The organism is Pseudomonas sp. MF09150 (genome assembly GCF_059862355.1).
Map to the genome: position 1 here is coordinate 207,572 of NZ_JCBCUS010000008.1, position 21,624 is coordinate 229,195.

Below are 21,624 nucleotides of genomic sequence, written 5' to 3' on the forward strand. Positions count from 1 at the left end.
TGCCTAGGCAGGGAAAGTATGTCGAGATGTTACTGCCTAGGCAGCGAATGTCAAAGCAATAATTAGCATGCTTTGTATTTGGCTGGATAAACGGCATCGGGCGCGGCGTTGGCCGCGGCGAGGGGTCAGGTGTTCAGGAGATGTTCGTGAGGCCGGTAGCTGCTGCCGAGCCTGCGAGGCTGCGCTGGCCCGATCAGGCGCCGTGGGGGGGGCAGGTGTTCGGACGGTGTCCGTAAGGGACAGCGTCCGAACGCGGCCCGAGCCTGCGGCAGCGGCTACAAACCTTTACCGCCAGGCTGCGCTGGCCCCTCAGGCACCACGTAGGCAGCAGCTACCGCTGCCTCAAAAATCGCGCTTATAGAAAATATCCAGGGAACTGGCCACGCCACTGGCCGCTTCCAGGTACACCTTTTTGCTCAACTTGTAGCGCAAGGCGATGGTGTTGGCCGGTTCGAACACGCCGACGCCGTAGCGCAGGCTGAGTTTCTCCGAGATATTGCCGCTGGCGACCACCGCTGTGTTGGTGCCGCTGCCCTGGGTGTCGAGCTGGAAGTCCTGGATCCCGAGGTTTTTCGCCAGGCTGCCGGTGAAGTTGGAACTGCCCATCAACCCCAGTCCCAGCGCCGCCTGGGCCAGCATGTTGTTGTCCTCGCCGGTGGAACTCAGCGGACGCCCCAGCACCAGGTAGGACAGCGCCTGCTCCTGGCTCATGGCCGGTTCGGAGAAGATCTGCGTCACCGGCTGTTCGGCGCTGCCGCTCAGGCGGATCCCGGCGATCACGTCGTCGGTCTGGCGGATCGCTTCAATGTCCAGGTACGGCTGATCGATGGGCCCGGCGAACAACAGCCGCGCGCGGCGCACGGTCAGGCGCTGGCCATAGGCCCGGTAGCGCCCGTCGTTGAGCCACAGCTCACCACGGGTGTCCATGTTGTCACCGATATGCACATGCCCCTGCAGGTTGGCGGTCAGGCCGAAACCGGCAAAGCTGAGCTTGTCTTCGCCCACCACCACATCGACGTCCATCGCCATGGCCATCGGCGGTTTACCCTCGGCGGTCTGCTGCCCGATGATCACCGTGTCGTCCGAAACCTTGACCGTCGACGGCGGCAACTCGCGCACCTTGATCTCGCCCTTGGGCACATGGACCTTGCCGGCAATCGCCAGTTTGTCGCCCTGCATGGAGATTTTCAGGTCCGGCGCCACTTCCAGCACCGCGTAGGGCTCGACGGTCACCGGCAACTGCGAGCCCTTGAGATTCAGGTCCACCGCCAGCGCCTGACCCCAGGCGACTGTGCCAGTGAGGCTGCCCTGCCCGGCCTTGCCGCTTTTCCAGGCGCCATTGAGTTGCACGCTCTCACCGGCGATCTGCGCCTGCAGTTGCAAATCCTCAAGACTGATCGGCAGCTCGGAACCGGAAACCTCACCACCACTGAGCGTCAGGTTGCCATTGACCTGAGGCGCCAACAGCCCGCCCGACAGGCGTCCGCTGCCATTGAGGTTGCCCGCCAGCTTCTCGACCATCGGCACAAACGGCCGCACCACCGCCAGGTCCAGGCCGCTCAAGCGGAAGTCCCCGGACAGCGCCTTGTTTTTCGCCAGGGGATTGATCTGCGCCTGCACCAGCAACTCGCCAAGCTTGCCGCCGGCGAACTCGAGACGGGTGTCGATGCGCTTGGGGTTGAGCGTGGTGTTGAGTTTCAGGGCCTGGTACGGGAAGTCCAGCCACTGATCCTTTTCCTTGATGCGCAAGGTGCCACCGCTGGCGTCCACCAGGATCTGGCCTTTGGGCCCGCTGGCGGGCACGTCCAGTTGCAGGTCGGCATTGAGCTGGCCCTTCCACGCAAAATCCTTGGGCAGCCACTGCGCGAGGCTGTCGAGGGGGAATTGCTTGAGGTGATAGCGCAGCTTGGGCTCAGGCATCAGGCGTTGATCTTCGCCGCACAGGCTGGCCGCGCCGGAAGCCCAGCAATGGGCGCCGAAGTTGAGCTTGCCGTCGGCCAGGTACTCCAGTTTCGCCGGGGCTTGCAGCTTCCAGTCCTGGCCACCGCTCTGGATCTCGCCGCTGGCCAGGCGTCCGCGCCAGTTGCCTTGATTAAGGACGCCATCCAGACCCAGGGCCAGTTTCAGCAGCGGGCCTTGCAGGTCCAGTTGCAGCTTCTGATTCTTGATATCGCCCTGGCCGGCCAGGGTCAGGGTGCCCAGCTGGGTATCTCCGACCTGGATCCCGCTGCCCTTGAGGTCGAGGCGGGCCTTTTGCGCGCTGTCGAGCTTCGCGGCAACCACCAGGTTTTGCAGGCGGTTATCGACAAACGCCAACTGCTGGCCTTGCAGGTCGAGCTTGCCCTGGGGCGCATTCAAGGTCCCGGCCAGGTCGAGGCGACCATTGGCCTGGCCGCGCAACTGCGGCCACAGCTGGCCCAGGCGCGGCAGCTTGATATCCAATTGCCCGGCAAGTTTCTGCTGCAGGCTGCCGGAGCCATTGATGCGGTTATCCCCCAGGCGGATATCGAGGGTGCTCAGGGTCCACTGCTGCCCCTGGCCATCGGCCTTGGCCTGCAACACCGCAGGTTGGCCACGCAGCTTGCCCTTGAGGTCGAGGTCGGCATTGAGCTTGAGCTGTTCGTTCTTCAATTGCCCCTGGCTGCGCAACGGACCCGCGAGCGTGCCCGGCAGCTCCGCCAGCCAGTACGCCGGGTTGATCGCCGATAACTGCAGCGCCGTGTCCCAGGCGATGCCGTCGGCAAATTGCAGTTTCAGGTGGCCCTCGGCCTTGCCCTGCCCGGCCGCCAGCTTGAATTCAGGGAGAAAGATCTGGGTCAGGTCACCACTGAACGGGCTGCCGAGGCTGAAGGCACCGGCCGGCCCATCGAGGTCGCCCTGAAAGTTGCCCAGGTAATGGCCGTCGCGGTACGACACTTCGGCATTGAAGGTGCGCACCGCCACCGCGGGCTCGTCGATCACCGGGTACAGGCGATGCCAGGGGAAATCCAGCCAGGCGACCTTGCCCTCGGCGCTGAAGCCTTCACTCCAATCCAGTGCGCCGGTCAACTTGAGGCTTTGCTTGTCGTTGGCGGTCAGGTCCAGGGCGGCGATCTGCGCACCGTTGGCGTCAACCTTGCCGGTCAGCGCCAGGGCCACCGGGCCCTGCTCAGCCGGCAGGCTGGCGCTGCCCTGCAGTTGATAGCCGTGTTTCAGGTCGCCCTGGCCGGTCAGCAGCAACTGATTGAGCATCAGGGTATCCGGCAGCTCGGCGCTGGCCTTGAAAGCATCGGCAGTAATACGGACCTGGGCCGGCAGGTTTTCCACCAGCGGTTGCAGTTCGCCGCTGAGCTGGCCCTGCAAATAACCGCTGCTGTCGGCGTGCAAGGTCAGGGTCTTGAGCAGGTCGCCTTCGACCTTCAGCGCCAAAGCCCAGGGCTCGTCGCCCGGCGCCGGCAGGGTCAGGTTGCCGCTGGCCTGCAGGGGCCAGTTGCCGCTGGGGTGCAGCAGCCCGGCCAGGTTCAGGCTCAGGTCGTCGCGCTGCAGCTGCAGTGAGTCGATCTGCAAGCCCTGGGCGGTCCATTGCGCGGCCAGTTGCAGGCCTTTGAGTTGCTCGCTGCCGTTAAACAGCAGGTTGCCGACCCGCACCTGACCCAGCTTGATCGCCAGCGGCAATTGCAGGTCCGGCAGGCTGATGGGGCCGCTGTTATCGTCGCCGCCCGGGGGGAATTGCAGACTGACCTGCTCCACATCCAACTGCTCGATGCACAGGGTCATGCGCAGCAGGCACGATGGCGACCAGGCAAACTTCGGCGCCACCAGCTCGACCCGGCTGCTGCCTTGCTCCCACAGCAGGTGATCGGCGCTCCACTGGCCAGCCAACTGCCCGGCAAAATTTTCCACGCTCAAGCCCGGTACCTGGCCCAGGGCCCAGCGGCTGCCGGCCTGAGTGCCTACTAGCAAGGCCACACTCACTACCAGCAGCAACAGCAGAGCCACCATTGCCAGCAGCGTTATTTTCAAACCACGCTTCACAGCTCCGGCCCCATGGAAAAGTGCAATCGAATACCACCGTCATCATTCAGCGCGTGGGCCAGGTCGAGGCGAATCGGCCCCACCGGTGACACCCAGCGCACGCCAAGGCCGATCCCGGTCTTGAGGTTCGGCAGTTCGAGCTTATTGAAGGAGTTGCCCTGGTCGACGAAGGTCGCGATGCGCCACTTCTCGGCAATCGAATACTGATACTCGACACTGCCGGCCACCATGTAGCGCCCACCGATACGGTCGCCGTCGGAGTTTTCCGGGGACAGGCTCTGATAGTCATAACCGCGCACACTTTGGTCGCCACCGGCGAAGAAGCGCAGGGACGGCGGGATCGATTTATAGCCGTTGGTGGCACTGCCACCGAACTGCACCCGCCCCAGGAAGCGGTGGTTATCCCAGACCGTGGTCAGCCCCTTGAGCAGCACCGTGCCGTACAGCAGGTTGGTGTCGGAGGCCAGGCCTTCCTTGGCCAGCTTGGTGTCGAATTGCAGGCGATAGCCGTTGTGCGGATCGATGCGGTTGTCACTGCGCAGGTAGGAATACGTCAGCCCGGGCATCAGCAGGTTACTCAGGCCCGAGTCATCGCCCAGGCGATATTCTTCGCGCTGCCATTTCAACGACACCACGCGCTGCCAACCACTGGGCAGCTTGCTGTGCCATTCAGGGCCGATGGTCAGCAGTTTGCTGAGGGTGTCGGTGTTGGCGATTTCTTCATTCTGATAGCCACCGGCAAAACGCAGTTTGTCGGTGAGCGGTGGATCCAGCGGGATGTCGTACCACAGCCCGACGTTCTGCCGGGGCGCCGAAACCTCGGCCTCCCAGCCATAGCTGTGGCCCTGCGGATTGACCCAGTGCCGGGTCCAGTTGGCCTTGGCCCGAGGCCCGACGTCGGTGGAGAAACCCAGGCCCAGGCCCATGGTCCGGGGCTTGCGGGTTTCCAGCTGGACCGCCACCGGGATCACGTCGTTGGCCGCTGCCGTGGGCGCCGCGTCGACCCGCACGCCCTCGAAATAGCCACTCGATTGCAGCGCCTGGTTGAGTTCGGCAATCAGCTCGGAGTCATAGGGTGCGCCGGCCTTGAACGGCACCATGCGCTGCAGCAGCTCTTCATCGAACGGCGCATCGCCGGCGAAGCTGACCTTGCCCAACGCATAGCGCGGGCCGCTGTCGTACACCAGTTCGATATCCGCGACCCCTGCCTGGGGATCGACCGCCAGCCGCTGCCGGGTGAAACGCCCACTGAAAAAGCCATAGCGCGAGGCCTGATTCTGAATCAGGTGCTTGGCATCTTCGTAGTGACCGTGGTTGAGCACGGCCCCGGTTTTGAGCTGGTCGCTCTTGGGCACTCGGAAAGCCTTGAGGCTGGCAGCCGGGCCTTCGATACGCACGATGACGTCGCGCAGGTGCACGGGTTCGCCGGGGTCGATATTCAATACCAGACGTGGCTTTTCGCCACCTTTGACGTCGCTGCTGATCTGCGGCTGATAGTAGCCAAGGGCCTGGGCGGCCTTGCGCGCCTGCTCCTCGGCGCCGCGACTGAAGCGCAGCAAGGCTTCTTCGTCACGGTCTCCGACACCGCCAATGTAGCCCTCCACATTGGCCTTCAACTCGTCATTGGCCGGTTTGACCCTGACATCCAGTTCGCTTTGCGCCAGCGCCGCACAGCTTGTAAACAGCAGCAACAGGCTGCTGGTGATTCTTCCAGGAAACTTCATAGGCGCGGATGCTATCACGAGCTTGGGAGCGTGATAGAACCCACAGCCCCCGGAAAAGTTCTATCTCAAGCTGTTGCGCTGTGTAACACCTGGGGATTGGCGTGAAAAAAAACGTGCTCGCGAATCGGCCCCACAGCGATTTCGCCGATCTCTTCATAACCCTGGCGCTTGTAGAACTCCAGGTAGCGTGGGTTGCCGGTATCGAGCACCACGCCCTGGGAGTTTTCGTCCACCGCGCACCAGTTGTGCACGGCGGTCAGCAGTTGCTCGCCAAAGTGCTGGCCCTGGAATTGCGGGTGAATCCCCAGCAGCGGCAACACGTGCACCGCGTCGCTGGGCAAACAGGCGCTGACTGCTGCGTGGTAGTCCAGGTAACGCCGGGTGCAGCGAAAGCCGGTGCTCAGCACCATGCGCAGGCGCCAGGCCCAGCTTTCGGTGATCCCCAGCCGGCGCTGGGGCGGTGCGATCAGGGCAATGCCGATCAAGCGGTCGTTGACCAGCAGGCCGATGGCAGGCAGATCCTGCAGAAAATGCTGTTTGACCAGTTCCCGTACCGTGGCCCGCACGCGCTGCTCATACCCCGGGCGCTCGGACTCGAACAGAAAACCGAAGGTCGGTTCATGCCGGTAGGCCTGGTACAACAGCGAACGCGCCTCCCGCGAGTAGCCGCTGTCGAGCATGTGGATATCGGCGATGGCAGTGGATGTTTCAGGCATTGCGGTTGACTCCCCTGGACCCGGCTCAAATGGCCGCGCTCTTGTTGTTACGAGCCTTTTCGTCCGGTGATCGTTCCCCGGTCCAAGGACATTAGCAGCGCATCCGGGCTGCCGCCACGCTGGTGGCGCTGCGACTTGTCGGCTAGCATCGCTGTTTTGCCAGGACCGCCGACCATGAAAATCGTCTCGTTCAACATCAACGGGCTACGTGCCCGCCCTCATCAGCTGGCGGCGCTGATCGAGAAACACCAGCCGGATGTCATCGGCCTGCAGGAAACCAAAGTCTCGGACGAGCAGTTCCCCCTGGCCGATGTTCAGGCCCTGGGTTACCACGTTCATTATCACGGGCAGAAAGGCCATTACGGTGTAGCGCTGCTCTCACGCCAGGCGCCCCTGAGCCTGCACAAGGGGTTCGAAGGCGATGACGAAGAGGCCCAGCGGCGTTTTATCTGGGGCACCTTCGCCGACGCCGATGGCACCCCGGTGACCATCATGAACGGCTACTTCCCCCAGGGCGAAAGCCGCGACCATCCGACCAAATTCCCGGCCAAGCAGCGTTTCTACAACGACTTGCAACAGCTGCTGGAAAGCCGCTTCAGCAACGACCAGCCCTTGATTGTCATGGGCGATGTGAACATATCGCCGGAAGACTGCGACATCGGCATCGGCCCGGAGAACATGAAGCGCTGGTTGAAAACCGGCAAGTGCAGCTTCCTGCCGGAAGAACGCGAGTGGATGGCGCGCCTGAAGAACTGGGGCCTGGTGGACAGCTTCCGTCACCTCAACCCGGAGGTCAGCGACCGCTTCAGCTGGTTCGACTACCGCAGCCGCGGCTTTGAGGATGATCCCAAGCGCGGCCTGCGCATCGACCTGATCATGGCGTCCAGCGGACTGCTGCCACGGGTCAAGGATGCCGGGGTCGACTACGAACTGCGCGGTATGGAGAAACCCTCCGACCATGCGCCGATCTGGCTCGAACTGAGCTGATTCACCGGCTTTCGCCCAGGCACAAAAAAGCCCATCGCAAGATGGGCTTTTTCATGAGGTCAGCGCAGCTCGATATGCGGGGTGGTGCCAGCGGCCATGATGGCTTCGATGGCGATCTCGCGGGTCGGCTCCGAATCATAGAGGTGGCTGGCGATGATCACCTCCTGGCCGGCCTTGAGCTTGAAGTACGACTTGCCGCCCTGGGAAATCTTGCGCACATAGCGCTCGGCAGATGCGCAATGACGACGAAACAACGCAATGGCTGCTTCGGCAGTGTCTCGACACGGGTAGCGGTTGCTTTGCAGCAGGGTCTTGGCTTCCTTGGACTTCAACAGGAATCTGCATTCGCCACTGTCATACTGCTTCAGCTCGAACCAGGCACTCATTTCCAACTCCTTTGAACAACGAAATAGCAGCAACATGCTGCTGGGGAGCCTGTCGGGGATGCAGGCTTCGCAGCGCTTCCAATCCCCGCCAGACAAAGTTTTCGACTCTATCCATCCCCCCAAGGAAGGTCTTTAGGACATATCTGAAAGTCCGTCGGATCCTTCCCGAAACATCAGCCGACGGCTGTCACATCCGCGTCACCTCCCTGACTTAATCTCGCCGCAACTCCCCTCCATAGAAGGCCGGTAGCGCATGCCCCGCGTGTTGACAGTCAGTGAACGAGATATCTGGTGCCGGACCCTCAGCATGTTGCTGATCGGTTTTGCCTGCTACGCCCTGCCCTGGTCGGTGTTCGCCGCCCTGCCGCTGGGCAGCGACAACAGCAGCGTGCTGCGTATCCAGGGCTCCAACACCATTGGCGCCAAACTCGGCCCGGCCCTGGTCAAGGGCTTGCTGGAGGAACAAGGGCTGCACAAGGTGCGGATCGAAGCCACGGGCAAGGACAACGAGCAGCGGGTGGTGGGCCAGACCAGCCAGGGCCGGCCCGTGCGGGTTGACGTCGCCGCCCACGGTTCCAGTACCGGGTTTGCCGCCCTGAAAAATGCCAGCGCCGACCTCGCCGCCGCCTCGCGCGCCATCAAGGACAGCGAACTGGTGGAGCTGGAAACCCTGGGCGATTTGAAAAGCCCGGGCGCCGAACAGGTGATCGCCATCGACGGCCTGGCAATCATCCTCAACCCCCACAACCCGCTGACCCAATTGAACACCGAGCAACTGGCGCGTGTGTTCAGTGGCGAGGTCAAGACCTGGGAAGAATTGGGGGGCGTCGGCGGCGCCATTCATTTATATGCCCGCGATGATCAATCCGGGACCTACGACACCTTCAAGGAGCTGGTACTCAGCCGGCGCGGCAAGGCCCTGGGCAGCGCCGCCAAACGCTTCGAGTCCAGCGAGCAATTGTCCGATGCGGTCAGCCAGGATCCCCAGGGCATCGGCTTTATCGGCCTGCCCTACGTGCGCCAGGCCAAGGCCGTGGCCATCGTCGACGGCGAGTCGCAGGCCATGCAGCCGCTCAACAGCCTGATCGCCACCGAAGACTACCCACTGTCGCGGCGCCTGTATTTTTACCTGCCGCCCAATGGCCACAACCCCTGGGCCACGGCGCTGGTGGACTTCGCTCAAAGCGCCAGGGGCCAGGCCATCGTCGCCGCCAATGGTTTTGTCGCGCAGACGGTGCAAGCCATGAGCGTGACGGCCAGCCCGCAGATGCCCGAGGGCTACCAGGCCATCGCGCGCCAGGCGCAACGGCTGACGGTCAACTTTCGCTTCGAGGAAGGCAGCGCCAGCCTCGACAACAAGGCACGCCAGGACCTGAACCGGGTGCTGGACTTTCTCAAGCAGCACGCCAAGCTCGATCGGCAGGTGACACTGGTGGGGTTTGGCGATGCCAAGAGCGATACCGCCCGCGCCGCGCTGCTGTCCAAGCTGCGGGCCATGGCAGTGCGCCGGGAACTGGTGAAAAGCGGAGTGGTACTGCGCGAAATCCAGGGATATGGCGCGCAGATGCCGGTGGCCGCCAACACGGCGGACGAGGGCCGGATCAAGAATCGCCGGGTTGAAGTCTGGGTCTACTGAGGGCGGCAACCCAGCAGCGCGAGGCCAAACCAGCCCCGCGATGCCTGAGCGGTCAGTGGCTGCTGCGCAGCATCTCCTTGGGCACGTATTTGCCGATTTCGAACTTGCCGATCGCGGCGCGGTGCACTTCGTCCGGGCCGTCGGCCAGGCGCAAGGTGCGCTGCATGGCATACATATAGGCCAGCGGGAAATCATTGGAGACCCCGGCCCCGCCGTGGATCTGGATCGCCCGGTCGATCACCTTCAACGCTACGTTCGGCGCCACCACCTTGATTTGGGCGATTTCGCTTTTCGCCACCTTGTTGCCGACGGTGTCCATCATGTACGCCGCCTTGAGGGTCAGCAGGCGCGCCATGTCGATCTCCATCCGCGAATCGGCGATCTTGTCGATATTGCCCCCCAGGCGTGCCAGGGGTTTGCCGAACGCGGTGCGGCTTACCGCACGCTTGCACATCAGTTCCAGGGCGCGCTCGGCCATGCCGATCGAACGCATGCAGTGGTGGATGCGCCCCGGGCCCAGGCGACCCTGGGCGATCTCGAAGCCCCGGCCTTCACCCAGCAACACGTTCTCGTAAGGCACCCGCACATTGTCGAACAGCACTTCGGCGTGGCCGTGGGGCGCATCGTCGTAACCGAACACCGGCAGCGGCCGCACGATCTTCACCCCTGGGGCATCCACCGGCACCAGGATCATCGAGTGCTGCTGGTGACGCGGCGCGTCCGGGTTGCTCAGGCCCATGAAGATCAGGATCTTGCAGCGCGGGTCGCAGGCACCCGAGGTCCACCACTTCTTGCCGTTGATCACCCACTCGTCGCCATCGCGCTCGGCACGGGCGGCCATATTGGTGGCGTCGGACGAGGCCACATCCGGCTCGGTCATGGCAAAGGCCGAACGAATCTCGCCGCGCAGCAGTGGCTCAAGCCAGCGTTGCTTCTGTTCTTCGTTGGCGTAGCGCACCAGCACTTCCATGTTGCCGGTGTCCGGCGCCGAGCAGTTGAAGGGCTCGGGGCCCAGCAGCGAGCGGCCCATGATTTCCGCCAGGGGCGCATATTCAAGGTTGGTCAGGCCGGCGCCGAGTTCCGACTCGGGCAGAAACAGGTTCCACAAGCCCTCGGCCTTGGCCTTGCGCTTGAGCTCTTCCATGATCGCGGTCGGCTGCCAGCGGTCACCTTCGGCGACCTGGCGTTCGAACACCGCTTCAGCCGGGTAGACGTAAGCGTCCATGAACGCGGTGACGCGCTCACGCAGTTCCTGAACCTTGGGGGAGTAAGCGAAATCCATGGGCAGCTACCTTCTTGAGGGAGGTGGTTGAGGGCATGGAATCGATGCTAGAACAGCTTACGAAAATTTACCTAGCCTATTCTCGGCGTGTATTAACATTCATCACCGATATATGATCGGCTGATCGGCAAGGCCCACCGGCCCTATCAGGACGCCCCCAACAATAAGAGTGCAGCGCCATGAATCTGAGCAAGGTCGACCTCAACCTCTTTATCGTTTTCGACGCGATCTACACCGAAGCCAACCTCACCCGCGCCGGGCAAATCGTCGGCATCACCCAACCGGCGGTGTCCAACGCCCTGGCCCGCCTGCGCGAGACCTTCAACGACCCGTTGTTCGTGCGTACTGCCCAGGGCATGGTGCCGACGCCGATGGCGCAGAACATCATCGGCCCGGTGCGCAACGCCCTGTCGCTGCTGCGAGTGTCGGTCCAGGAAAGCCGCATCTTCAACCCGTTGCAGGCGGTCAAGACCTACCGCATCAGCATGACCGACCTCACCGAGGCGGTGATCCTGCCCCCGCTGTTCCAACGCCTGCGGCGCCTGGCGCCGACGGTGATCATCGAAAGCTTCCTATCCAAGCGCCGGGAAACCACCAAGGAACTGGCCGCCGGCCGCCTGGATTTCGCGGTCGACGCCCCGCTCAACACCGACCCCCAGGTGCGCCACGTCAAGCTGATGGAAGACCGCTACGTATGCGCCATGCGCAAGGGCCACCCCATGGCCGGCAAGGAAAAACTCAGCCTCGATGACTACCTGTCACTGACCCACATTCATATTTCCAGCCGTCGCAGTGGCCTGGGTCATGTCGACCTGGCCCTGGGCAAGATGGGGATCCAGCGCAAGATCGCCCTGCGCTCCCAGCACTACCTGATGGCCTCCCAGGTGCTGCAGCAGACCGACATGGTCATGACCGTGCCGGAACGCTTTGCCCGGCGCCATGAACTGCACGCCTTCAATCTGCCGGTCAATGACGTGCCACCGGTGGAAACCCACCTCTACTGGCACGAAAGCACCGACCAGGACCCGGCCAACCGCTGGATGCGCGAGCAGATGATCGAGCTGTGCCAGCAGGTCACCGCCCACGAGAAGAAGCTGGACAAGCAGGCGGTCTGAGGGACTCAGCGGCTTTTTCGGCGGCAGGCCTGGCACGCCTGCCGGCGAGAAGTCTGCTTGACGTATACGTCAACCAGGAATTAGCTTAGCGCCAAGACTTTTCTTGAGCGCCTCCATGAGCAGCCAGACCTACAGCATCTCCGACCTCGCCCGCGAGCTCGACATCACCACCCGGGCGATCCGTTTCTATGAAGAACAAGGCCTGCTGGCCCCCGAGCGTCGCGGCCAGGAACGCATCTATTCGCCCCGGGACAAAGTCAGCCTGAAGCTGATCTTGCGCGGCAAGCGCATCGGCTTTTCCCTGGCCGAATGCCGCGAGTTGATCGAACTCTACGACCCCAGCAGCGGCAATCAGAAACAACTGCACAGCATGCTGGCGAAAATCGCCGAACGCCGCGACCAGCTGGAACAGCAACTGCTGGATATCGAACAGATGAAACTGGAGCTCGATACCGCCGAGGAGCGCTGCATCCAGGCCCTGGAGCAAACCATCGAGAACCAGAAGAACGCCGTCCAGTAACAGGCCCTTCGACCCGCCCCAGCGCAACGGCCCCGCACGGCCCTACGCCATCCCTTATAAAAGGTGCACCTGAATGTCACTCCCAAGCCATGTACGCCTGATTGAAGTCGGCCCTCGCGACGGCCTGCAAAACGAAGCCCAGCCCATCAGCGTCGCGGCCAAGGTGCAGTTGGTGGACGCCCTGACCGCCGCCGGCGTCGGCTATATAGAAGTCGGCAGTTTCGTCTCGCCCAAATGGGTGCCGCAAATGGCCGGCTCGGCCGAAGTCTTTGCCCAGATCCAGCGCAAGCCGGGCGTGATCTACGGGGCCCTGGCGCCCAACCTGCGCGGATTTGAAGACGCCCTGGCGGCGGGGGTCAAAGAGGTGGCGGTGTTCGCGGCGGCCTCTGAAGCGTTTTCCCAACGCAATATCAATTGCTCCATCAGCGAGAGCCTGGAACGCTTCGTGCCCATCATGGACGCCGCCAAACAGCACGGCGTGAGCGTGCGCGGTTACGTGTCCTGCGTGCTCGGCTGCCCTTATGAAGGCGATGTGGCACCCGAGCAAGTGGCCCTGGTGGCCCGCGAGCTATACGCCATGGGCTGCTACGAAGTGTCCTTGGGGGACACCATCGGCACCGGTACCGCTGGGGCTACCCGCCGGATGTTCGACGTGGTGGGCGCCGATGTGCCGCGCGACAAGCTCGCCGGGCACTTCCACGACACCTACGGCCAGGCCATGGCCAACATCTACGCCAGCCTGCTTGAAGGCATCGCGGTGTTCGACAGCTCGATCGCCGGCCTCGGCGGCTGCCCCTACGCCAAGGGCGCCAGCGGCAACGTTGCCAGCGAAGACGTGCTGTACCTGCTCAATGGCCTGGGCATCGAGACCGGCATCGACATGGAGCGCCTGATCCTGGCGGGGGAACAGATCTGCACCGTGCTCGGTCGCGCCAGTGGCTCCCGCGTGGCCCGGGCGCGTAACGCCGGTTGAGGGGCACGGTGTTACCGGCCCCGATGGAGTGGGGCCGAAACGAGTAACACGGAAACAGTTTGTCGAATTTCCAGCGGCACAGTTCGCGCAACAAAATATCAAGCCATTGATTTTAAAGGGATTTAAAAAGTTGGCACGGCTTCTGCTATCTCTATTGCATAACAAGAATAAAAAGCAGCAAACCTAATAAAAATAAGACGTAACGACTCTGACATAACAAAAACAACACGGCAGAGACGCAGCTAACAGATTTTTTTGGAGAAGGTGTGCTTTTCAGGGTGCTCTCAGGAGTAACCCGCAACCGGGCAGAGAACAATAAAACTACCTTCAGGTAGCTCCCGAACTGGTTGGATCGCTTGGCGAGAAAGTAGATCAGCGCTCAAAAAAATACGTTTGCTCTTGACCCCGGATGGGGGTCGCCAAAAACAGCAGTACGGGTAACGGTTACCAAAAACAACAACAGACCGCCCCGCAATAATAAAAAAAGAGCACGCAACGACAAATTAAAGGGGAGCTTCGGCTCCCCTTTGTGCTTTCCGCCATTGCGCTTTTTGCACCCTTCCCCCCTGGCATACCTGACTGACCCGCGCTGCGCGCCGGCACCCGCGATAAAACCTTGCAGATGCCGGCCCCCGCTCTCATGGCCGTTCGCGCAACTCCTCGATGCTGATTTCACGCATGCGAAACTTCTGGATCTTGCCGGTCACGGTCATGGGGAACTCTTCGACGAACTTGAAGTAACGCGGCGTCTTGAAGTGCGCAATGCGCTCCTTGCACCAGGTTTGCAACTCCAGCTCATTGGCAGTATGGCCAGGGTGGAATTTGATCCAGGCCACAATCTCTTCGCCGTATCTGTCGCACGGAATGCCGATCACCTGCACATCCGCCACCGCCGGGTGGGTGAAGAAGAACTCTTCCAGCTCCCGCGGGTAAATATTCTCGCCGCCGCGAATGATCATGTCCTTGTTGCGCTCGGCAATGCACACATAACCCTGCTCGCTCATGGTCGCCAGGTCGCCGGTGTGCATCCAGCCTGCCGGGTCGATGGCTTCGGCGGTGCCCTGGGGGTTGTTCCAGTAGCCGAGCATCACGCTGTAGCCACGGGTGCACAGTTCGCCGATGGTGCCACGAGGCACGAGGTTCCCGGCCTCGTCGATGATTTTGCTTTCCAGTTGCGGCTGGGTGCGCCCGACCGTGGTCACCCGCAGTTCCAGCTCATCGGCCGGGCCGGTCTGCAACGACACCGGGCTGGTTTCGGTCATGCCATAGGCGATCTGCACCTCGCTCATGTGCATTTCACTGATCACCCGGCGCATCACTTCAATCGGACAAGTGGCCCCGGCCATGATCCCGGTACGCAGGCTCGACAGGTCGAATTCGGCGCGGCGCGGCTGGTCGAGCATGGCGATAAACATGGTCGGCACCCCATACAACCCAGTGGCGCGCTCTTCGGCCACGGTGGCCAGGGTCAGCAACGGGTCGAAGGCATCGTTGGGATAGATCATGGTGGTGCCATGGGTGATGCAACCGAGGTTGCCCATGACCATGCCGAAGCAGTGGTACAGCGGCACCGGTATGACTAGGCGATCCTCGTGGGTCAGCCCCAGGCTTTCACCGACCATGTAACCGTTATTGAGGATGTTGTAGTGGCTCAGGGTCGCCCCCTTGGGGAAACCGGTGGTGCCGGAGGTGTACTGGATGTTCACCGCCTGGTCGAAATCCAGGCTGCGTTGCCGCTCCTGCAATTGCTCGGCACTCACGCCCGCGCCCAGCGCCTCCAGTTGCGACCAGGGCAGAAAGCCCGAAGGCGGCTGCGCATCGAGGCTGATGACCCCACGCAGGTCCGGCAGCCGCTCACTCTGCAGGCGGCCGATGGACTGCTCGGCCAACTCCGGCACCAGCCCCTGAAGCATGGCGTGGTAGTCGGAGCTTTTGAACGCCCCCGCGCACACCAGCCACTGGCAGCCGGATTGCTTGAGCACGTATTCCAGTTCGGAACTGCGGTAGGCCGGGTTGATGTTGACCAGGATCGCACCGATCTTGGCGCTGGCGAATTGGCTGATGCACCACTGCGCGCAGTTGGGGGCCCAGATGCCGAGGCGGTCCCCGGTCTTCAGGCCCAGCGCCAGCAACGCCCGAGCATGCAGGTCGACGGCAGTGGCCAGTTGTTGCCAGGTGTAGCGCAGTTGCTGATGTCGCACGACCAACGCTTCTCCCTGGGGATAGCGCGCTACGGTGTTATCGAACGCCTGACCGATGGTCAGCGCCAGCAAGGCCTTGTCTTGCGATCCACGGCTGTAGCTATGGCTCGGTTGGGAACCTGGTTGATCCATGATGACCCCTATTGTCTTTATTAGTGGGTATACCGGAGCGAAACATCGGTGTGAGAACCTGCCCACGATTTGCGGGTGAACAGGTTCTCAAGGAGGCTGGCTCCAATTGAAAACGCTGCTACTCTGGCTCAAGTTGACGTTTACGTAAAGGGTGATTGACAGCCACTGATCGCAAGTTTACGTTAACGTAAAGGTGAGAGCACATCCGCCCCGCTCTCTCACGCCCATCCTCAATAAAAACAAGCTTGAAGGTGCCCCATGAGCTATCCGACCCTGAACTTTGCCCTTGGCGAAACCATCGACATGCTTCGCCATCAGGTCCAGGCCTTCGTCAAGGCCGAGCTGGCACCACGAGCGGCACAGATCGACGTCGATAACCTGTTCCCTGCCGACATGTGGCGCAAATTCGGCGACATGGGCCTGCTGGGTATCACCGTCGCCGAAGAATACGGTGGCGCCGGCCTGGGGTACCTGGCCCACGTGGTGGCCATGGAAGAAATCAGCCGGGGTTCGGCCTCCGTGGCCCTGTCCTACGGCGCCCACTCCAACCTCTGCGTGAACCAGATCAATCGCAACGGCAACCACGAACAGAAATCCAAGTACCTGCCCAAACTGATCAGCGGCGAACACGTCGGCGCCCTGGCCATGAGCGAGCCCAACGCCGGGTCCGACGTGGTCTCGATGAAGCTGCGCGCCGACAAGCGCGGCGACCGCTATGTACTCAACGGCAGCAAGACCTGGATCACCAATGGTCCCGACGCCAACACCTATGTGATCTACGCCAAGACCGACCTGGAAAAGGGCGCCCACGGCATCACCGCGTTCATTGTCGAGCGTGACTGGAAAGGCTTCAGCCGCAGCAACAAGTTCGACAAGCTCGGCATGCGCGGGTCCAACACCTGCGAACTGTTTTTCGATGATGTCGAAGTGCCGGAAGAAAACATCCTCGGCGCCCTCAACGGTGGCGTCAAAGTGCTGATGAGCGGCCTGGACTACGAGCGCGTGGTGCTCTCCGGCGGCCCGACCGGGATCATGCAAGCCTGCATGGACCTGGTGGTGCCCTACATCCACGACCGCAAGCAATTCGGCAAAAGCATCGGCGAGTTCCAGCTGATCCAGGGCAAGGTCGCCGACATGTACACCCAACTCAACGCCAGCCGTGCCTACCTGTACGCGGTTGCCCAGGCCTGCGAGCGCGGCGAAACCACGCGCAAGGATGCCGCCGGGGTGATCCTCTACAGCGCCGAGCGCGCGACCCAGATGGCCCTCGACGCGATCCAGATCCTGGGCGGCAACGGCTACATCAACGAATTCCCGGCAGGCCGTCTGCTGCGTGACGCCAAGCTCTATGAAATCGGCGCCGGCACCAGCGAAATCCGTCGCATGCTGATCGGCCGCGAGCTGTTCAACGAAACGAAGTAGGAGCAGCGGCGAGCGACACGCCTCAAGCGGCAAGCGAGAGCTGCCTTAACATCGACTTACTCATGCAGCTTGAAGCCTGTCGCTTGAAGCTGCCGTAGGCCCTCCTATGATTCTGAAGTCTCAGCTCCACCCAAAATCCCCCGAGTTCGCGCAGAACGCCGCCAGCATGCTGGCCCAGGTCGACGCGCTGCACACCCTGCTCGCCCAGGTCCAGCAAGGCGGCGGCGCCAAGGCCCAGGAACGTCACACCTCACGCGGCAAGTTGCTGCCCCGCGAGCGGATCAACCGCCTGCTCGACCCCGGCTCGCCATTTCTGGAAATCAGCCCGCTGGCGGCCTACGAGGTGTACGGCGAAGACGTGCCGGCTGCCGGAGTCATCGCCGGCATCGGGCGGGTGGAAGGTGTCGAATGCATGATCGTGGCCAACGATGCCACGGTAAAAGGCGGCTCCTATTACCCCCTGACCGTGAAAAAGCACTTGCGGGCGCAGACCATCGCCCAGCAGAACCGCCTGCCCTGCATCTACCTGGTGGACTCCGGCGGCGCCAACCTGCCACGTCAGGACGAGGTGTTTCCGGACCGCGAGCACTTCGGGCGGATCTTCTTCAACCAGGCCAACATGAGTGCCCAGGGCATCGCCCAGATCGCCGTGGTCATGGGTTCCTGCACCGCCGGTGGGGCCTATGTGCCGGCCATGGCGGACGAAGCCATCATGGTCCGCGAACAGGCGACCATCTTCCTCGCCGGCCCACCCCTGGTCAAAGCCGCCACCGGTGAAGTGGTGAGCGCCGAGGACCTGGGCGGGGCCGATGTGCACTGCAAAATCTCCGGGGTCGCCGACCATTACGCCGACAGTGATGAACACGCCCTGGCCCTGGCCCGACGCAGCGTGGCCAACCTCAACTGGCGCAAACTGGGCGAGGTGCAGCAACGTACCCCCATCGCCCCGCTGTTTGCCAGCGACGAGCTGTACGGGGTAATCCCGGCGGACGCCAAGCAACCCTTCGATGTGCGCGAAGTGATCGCGCGCCTGGTGGACGGCTCGGTGTTCGATGAGTTCAAGGCGCTGTTTGGCACCACCCTGGTCTGCGGTTTCGCGCACCTGCATGGCTACCCGATCGCGATCCTGGCCAATAACGGGATCCTGTTCGCCGAAGCCGCGCAAAAAGGCGCGCACTTTATCGAACTGGCCTGCCAGCGCGGCATTCCCCTGCTGTTTCTGCAGAACATCACCGGTTTCATGGTCGGCCAGAAGTACGAAGCCGGCGGCATTGCCAAACACGGCGCCAAGCTGGTGACCGCCGTGGCGTGCGCCAAGGTGCCGAAGTTCACGGTGATCATCGGCGGCAGTTTCGGCGCGGGTAACTACGGCATGTGCGGCCGCGCCTACGACCCGCGCTTTTTGTGGATGTGGCCCAACGCCCGCATCGGCGTGATGGGCGCCGAGCAGGCAGCCGGGGTCCTGGTGCAGGTCAAGCGCGAGCAGGCCGAACGCAGCGGCCAGGCATTCAGCGCCGCCCAGGAAACCGAGATCAAGCAACCGATCCTCGATCAGTACGAGCACCAGGGCCACCCCTACTACTCCAGCGCACGGCTGTGGGACGACGGCGTCATCGACCCGGCGCAGACCCGCGACGTGCTGGCCCTGGCGCTGTCCGCCTCCCTCAACGCCCCCATCGAACAGAGCCGCTTCGGCGTGTTCCGCATGTGACCCGGAGCGAGACCAAAATGACCGACTTCAACACCCTGGAACTGCTGACCGACCCGCGTGGCTTTGCCACCCTGTGGCTCAGCCGTGAACAGAAGAACAACGCCTTCAACGCAGAAATGATCCGCGAGTTGATCATCGCCCTCGACCAGGTGCAGAGCGATGCCAGCCTGCGCTTTCTGCTGCTGCGCGGACGGGGCAAACACTTCAGCGCCGGGGCCGACCTGGCCTGGATGCAGCAATCGGCGGAACTGGACTACCACACCAACCTCGACGACGCCCGGGAACTGGCGGAGTTGATGTACAACCTGGCCAAACTGAAGATCCCGACCCTGGCCGTGGTCCAGGGTGCGGCCTTTGGCGGAGCCCTGGGCCTGATCAGTTGCTGCGACATGGCGATCGGCGCCGACGAGGCGCAGTTCTGCCTCTCGGAAGTGCGCATCGGCCTGGCGCCGGCCGTGATCAGCCCATTTGTGGTCCAGGCCATCGGTGAGCGCGCTGCGCGCCGCTACGCCCTGACCGCCGAGCGCTTTGGCGGCCAGCGGGCCCGTGAAATAGGCCTGCTGGCGGAAAGCTACCCGGCCACCGAACTGGCGCAACAGGTCGAACTGTGGATCGACAACCTGCTGCTCAACAGCCCGGCCGCGATGCGTGCCAGCAAGGACCTGCTGCGTGAAGTGGGCAACGGTGCCCTGACCCCGGCCCTGCGTCGCTACTGTGAAAACGCCATTGCGCGGATTCGGGTCAGCGCCGAAGGCCAGGAAGGCCTGCGCGCCTTCCTGCAAAAGCGCCCGCCCAGCTGGCAGGCCGAGACGACCACCAAGGAGCCACGTTGATGAGCGCCCCTGTTCTTACCACCCTGCTGGTGGCCAACCGCGGTGAAATCGCCTGCCGCGTGATGCGGACCGCCAAAGCCCTGGGCCTCACCACCGTGGCCGTGCACAGCGCCACTGACCGCGATGCCCGGCACAGCCGCGAAGCGGATATCCGCGTCGACCTGGGCGGCAGCAAGGCCGCTGACAGTTACCTGCAAATCGACAAGCTGATCGCCGCGGCCAAGGCCAGCGGCGCCCAGGCGATCCACCCTGGCTATGGCTTTCTCTCGGAAAACGCCGGCTTTGCCCGGGCCATTGAAGCCGCCGGCCTGATCTTCCTCGGCCCGCCCGCCTCGGCCATCGACGCCATGGGCAGCAAATCGGCAGCCAAGGCCCTGATGGAAGTCGCCGGCGTGCCTCTGGTGCCCGGCTACCACGGCGAAGCCCAGGACCTGGAAACCTTCCGCAACGCCGCCGAGCGCATTGGCTACCCGGTGCTGCTCAAGGCCACGGCGGGCGGTGGCGGCAAAGGCATGAAGGTGGTGGAAGAGGTCAGCCAACTGGCCGAGGCCCTGGCGTCGGCCCAGCGTGAAGCGCAGTCGTCGTTCGGCGACTCGCGGATGCTGGTGGAAAAATACGTGCTCAAGCCGCGCCACGTGGAGATCCAGGTGTTCGCCGATCAACACGGCAATTGCCTGTACCTCAACGAACGCGACTGCTCGATCCAGCGTCGCCACCAGAAAGTCGTCGAAGAAGCCCCGGCCCCGGGCCTGAGCGCTGAGCAACGCCAGGCCATGGGTGAAGCCGCGGTCCGCGCCGCTCAAGCCATTGGCTATGTTGGCGCGGGCACGGTGGAGTTCCTGCTGGATTCGCGCGGCGAGTTTTTCTTCATGGAGATGAACACCCGCCTGCAGGTCGAGCACCCGGTGACCGAAGCCATTACCGGCCTCGACCTGGTGGCCTGGCAGATCCGTGTCGCCCAGGGCGAGCCTCTGCCCATGACCCAGGACCAGGTGCCGCTGCGGGGGCACGCGATCGAAGTGCGGCTGTACGCCGAAGACCCGGGCAACGACTTCCTGCCGGCCACCGGGCGCCTGGCCTTGTACCGTGAATCGGCGGCCGGACCGGGGCGCCGGGTCGACAGTGGGGTCGAGGAAGGCGACAGCGTGTCGCCCTTCTACGACCCGATGCTGGGCAAGCTGATTGCCTGGGGCGAGGACCGCGAACAAGCGCGCCTGCGCCTGCTGGCGATGCTCGATGAGTTCGCCATCGGCGGCCTGAAGACCAACCTCGCCTTCCTGCGGCGCATCATTGGCCACCCGGCGTTCGCCGCCGCCGAACTCGACACCGGTTTTATCCCGCGCTACCAGGAACAGCTGCTGCCGGCACCGACTGCCCTGGGTGACGAGTTCTGGCAAGCGGCGGCCCAAGCCTACATCCAGAGCCAGCCCGACCGGGTCCGTGACGATGACCGACACTCGCCATGGGCCAGTGCCAGTGGCTTCCGCACCGGCCTGCCGGCTCAAACCACGTTGTACCTGAGCTGCGATGGCCAGGACCAGGCGATCCAACTGGGCGCGCCAAGCCCGGCGCTGGAGCTCAAGGACCAGACACTCAGCGTCGAGCATCAGGGCCTGCGGCGCCAACACCGGGCGATTCGCCAGGGCGACGCGCTGTACCTGCAGTGGCAGGGGGAAATGCGCAGCATCACCTTGTACGACCCGATCGCCGCAGTGGACGCCAGCCATGGCCAACAAGGCGGCCTGACGGCTCCGATGAACGGCAGTATCGTGCGCGTGCTCGTTCAGCCCGGGCAAAGCGTCGAGGCCGGAGCGCAACTGGTGGTGCTGGAAGCCATGAAGATGGAGCACAGCATCCGCGCCCCGCACGCCGGAGTGATCAAGGCGCTGTATTGCCAGGAAGGCGAGATGGTCAGTGAAGGCAGCGCTCTGGTGGAACTGGAATCTGCCGAGTAGAAAGCCAAGAACCGTTC

15 protein-coding genes are annotated in these 21,624 nt (G+C 63.1%); 9 read left to right on the forward strand and 6 right to left on the reverse strand.

Going from position 1 to position 21,624, the window contains the following annotated elements:
* Positions 1-342 precede the first annotated feature (342 nt).
* The 3 genes from AC19YX_RS26870 to AC19YX_RS26880 all read right to left on the reverse strand — a co-directional run bounded on the left by AC19YX_RS26870 (position 343) and on the right by AC19YX_RS26880 (position 6,454).
* On the reverse strand, positions 343-4,014 hold the full coding sequence (locus AC19YX_RS26870; RefSeq protein WP_500607408.1) for a translocation/assembly module TamB domain-containing protein: 3,672 nt from the start codon (positions 4,012-4,014) through the stop codon (positions 343-345).
* Positions 4,011-5,738 carry an autotransporter assembly complex protein TamA gene (locus tag AC19YX_RS26875; RefSeq protein WP_500607409.1) on the reverse strand — a complete coding sequence of 576 codons (1,728 nt, stop codon included), beginning with the start codon at positions 5,736-5,738 and terminating at the stop codon, positions 4,011-4,013. The genes AC19YX_RS26870 and AC19YX_RS26875 overlap by 4 nt, the downstream gene beginning before the upstream one ends.
* Before the next feature lie 65 nt (positions 5,739-5,803).
* Entirely contained in the window at positions 5,804-6,454 is a 651-nt protein-coding gene (locus tag AC19YX_RS26880; protein WP_020296772.1) for a GNAT family N-acetyltransferase, read from the reverse strand.
* A 174-nt stretch (positions 6,455-6,628) separates the two neighbouring features.
* On the opposite strand from AC19YX_RS26880, the gene xthA reads away from it, so the two are divergent.
* Positions 6,629-7,441 carry an exodeoxyribonuclease III gene (gene xthA, locus AC19YX_RS26885; protein WP_500607410.1) on the forward strand — a complete coding sequence of 271 codons (813 nt, stop codon included), beginning with the start codon at positions 6,629-6,631 and terminating at the stop codon, positions 7,439-7,441.
* A 59-nt stretch (positions 7,442-7,500) separates the two neighbouring features.
* Here the strand turns inward: xthA and AC19YX_RS26890 are convergent, their stop codons facing one another.
* A complete protein-coding gene (locus AC19YX_RS26890; RefSeq protein WP_020296774.1) occupies positions 7,501-7,827 on the reverse strand; it encodes a YegP family protein in 327 nt (108 codons plus the stop codon).
* A 253-nt stretch (positions 7,828-8,080) separates the two neighbouring features.
* On the opposite strand from AC19YX_RS26890, the gene AC19YX_RS26895 reads away from it, so the two are divergent.
* Entirely contained in the window at positions 8,081-9,463 is a 1,383-nt protein-coding gene (locus AC19YX_RS26895) for a substrate-binding domain-containing protein (RefSeq protein WP_078473607.1), read from the forward strand.
* A 52-nt stretch (positions 9,464-9,515) separates the two neighbouring features.
* Here the strand turns inward: AC19YX_RS26895 and AC19YX_RS26900 are convergent, their stop codons facing one another.
* Positions 9,516-10,745 carry an acyl-CoA dehydrogenase gene (locus tag AC19YX_RS26900; protein WP_421549211.1) on the reverse strand — a complete coding sequence of 410 codons (1,230 nt, stop codon included), beginning with the start codon at positions 10,743-10,745 and terminating at the stop codon, positions 9,516-9,518.
* 179 nt (positions 10,746-10,924) lie between these two features.
* Here AC19YX_RS26900 and AC19YX_RS26905 point away from each other — a divergent pair, with 179 nt between their 5' ends.
* From AC19YX_RS26905 to AC19YX_RS26915, 3 genes are all read left to right on the forward strand, one after another.
* The gene (locus AC19YX_RS26905; protein ID WP_020296777.1) at positions 10,925-11,860 is read left to right on the forward strand and encodes a LysR family transcriptional regulator; all 936 of its coding nucleotides are present in this window, start codon (positions 10,925-10,927) and stop codon (positions 11,858-11,860) included.
* Between the two features lie 115 nt (positions 11,861-11,975).
* Positions 11,976-12,380 carry a MerR family transcriptional regulator gene (locus tag AC19YX_RS26910; RefSeq protein WP_020296778.1) on the forward strand — a complete coding sequence of 135 codons (405 nt, stop codon included), beginning with the start codon at positions 11,976-11,978 and terminating at the stop codon, positions 12,378-12,380.
* 73 nt (positions 12,381-12,453) lie between these two features.
* Complete coding sequence (locus tag AC19YX_RS26915; RefSeq protein ID WP_078473608.1) at positions 12,454-13,353, forward strand: hydroxymethylglutaryl-CoA lyase; 900 nt, start codon at positions 12,454-12,456, stop codon at positions 13,351-13,353.
* 638 nt (positions 13,354-13,991) lie between these two features.
* On the opposite strand, the gene AC19YX_RS26920 is transcribed toward AC19YX_RS26915, so the two are convergent.
* Positions 13,992-15,686 (reverse strand): AMP-binding protein, encoded by a 1,695-nt coding sequence (locus AC19YX_RS26920; protein ID WP_500607411.1) that lies wholly within the window; start codon positions 15,684-15,686, stop codon positions 13,992-13,994.
* A gap of 258 nt (positions 15,687-15,944) precedes the next feature.
* Between AC19YX_RS26920 and AC19YX_RS26925 the strand changes: the two genes are divergently transcribed.
* From AC19YX_RS26925 to AC19YX_RS26940, 4 genes are all read left to right on the forward strand, one after another.
* The gene (locus AC19YX_RS26925) at positions 15,945-17,108 is read left to right on the forward strand and encodes an isovaleryl-CoA dehydrogenase (RefSeq protein WP_421549213.1); all 1,164 of its coding nucleotides are present in this window, start codon (positions 15,945-15,947) and stop codon (positions 17,106-17,108) included.
* Positions 17,109-17,214: 106 nt separating this feature from the next.
* Entirely contained in the window at positions 17,215-18,819 is a 1,605-nt protein-coding gene (locus AC19YX_RS26930) for a carboxyl transferase domain-containing protein (protein ID WP_500607412.1), read from the forward strand.
* Between the two features lie 17 nt (positions 18,820-18,836).
* Positions 18,837-19,652: a gamma-carboxygeranoyl-CoA hydratase gene (locus tag AC19YX_RS26935; RefSeq protein WP_201131658.1), complete on the forward strand. Its 816-nt coding sequence runs from the start codon at positions 18,837-18,839 to the stop codon at positions 19,650-19,652.
* On the forward strand, positions 19,652-21,607 hold the full coding sequence (locus AC19YX_RS26940; RefSeq protein WP_500607413.1) for an acetyl/propionyl/methylcrotonyl-CoA carboxylase subunit alpha: 1,956 nt from the start codon (positions 19,652-19,654) through the stop codon (positions 21,605-21,607). Before AC19YX_RS26935 ends, AC19YX_RS26940 begins: the two co-directional genes overlap by 1 nt.
* Positions 21,608-21,624: the final 17 nt, after the last annotated feature.

Coding starts and splice junctions, on each gene's coding strand:
- AC19YX_RS26875 (WP_500607409.1), bottom strand. CDS start 5,738: ATGAAGTTTCCTGGAAGAATCACCAGCAGCCTGTTGCTGCTGTTTACA.
- AC19YX_RS26880 (WP_020296772.1), bottom strand. CDS start 6,454: ATGCCTGAAACATCCACTGCCATCGCCGATATCCACATGCTCGACAGC.
- xthA (WP_500607410.1), top strand. CDS start 6,629: ATGAAAATCGTCTCGTTCAACATCAACGGGCTACGTGCCCGCCCTCAT.
- AC19YX_RS26890 (WP_020296774.1), bottom strand. CDS start 7,827: ATGAGTGCCTGGTTCGAGCTGAAGCAGTATGACAGTGGCGAATGCAGA.
- AC19YX_RS26895 (WP_078473607.1), top strand. CDS start 8,081: ATGCCCCGCGTGTTGACAGTCAGTGAACGAGATATCTGGTGCCGGACC.
- AC19YX_RS26900 (WP_421549211.1), bottom strand. CDS start 10,745: ATGGATTTCGCTTACTCCCCCAAGGTTCAGGAACTGCGTGAGCGCGTC.
- AC19YX_RS26905 (WP_020296777.1), top strand. CDS start 10,925: ATGAATCTGAGCAAGGTCGACCTCAACCTCTTTATCGTTTTCGACGCG.
- AC19YX_RS26910 (WP_020296778.1), top strand. CDS start 11,976: ATGAGCAGCCAGACCTACAGCATCTCCGACCTCGCCCGCGAGCTCGAC.
- AC19YX_RS26915 (WP_078473608.1), top strand. CDS start 12,454: ATGTCACTCCCAAGCCATGTACGCCTGATTGAAGTCGGCCCTCGCGAC.
- AC19YX_RS26920 (WP_500607411.1), bottom strand. CDS start 15,686: ATGGATCAACCAGGTTCCCAACCGAGCCATAGCTACAGCCGTGGATCG.
- AC19YX_RS26925 (WP_421549213.1), top strand. CDS start 15,945: ATGAGCTATCCGACCCTGAACTTTGCCCTTGGCGAAACCATCGACATG.
- AC19YX_RS26930 (WP_500607412.1), top strand. CDS start 17,215: ATGATTCTGAAGTCTCAGCTCCACCCAAAATCCCCCGAGTTCGCGCAG.
- AC19YX_RS26935 (WP_201131658.1), top strand. CDS start 18,837: ATGACCGACTTCAACACCCTGGAACTGCTGACCGACCCGCGTGGCTTT.
- AC19YX_RS26940 (WP_500607413.1), top strand. CDS start 19,652: ATGAGCGCCCCTGTTCTTACCACCCTGCTGGTGGCCAACCGCGGTGAA.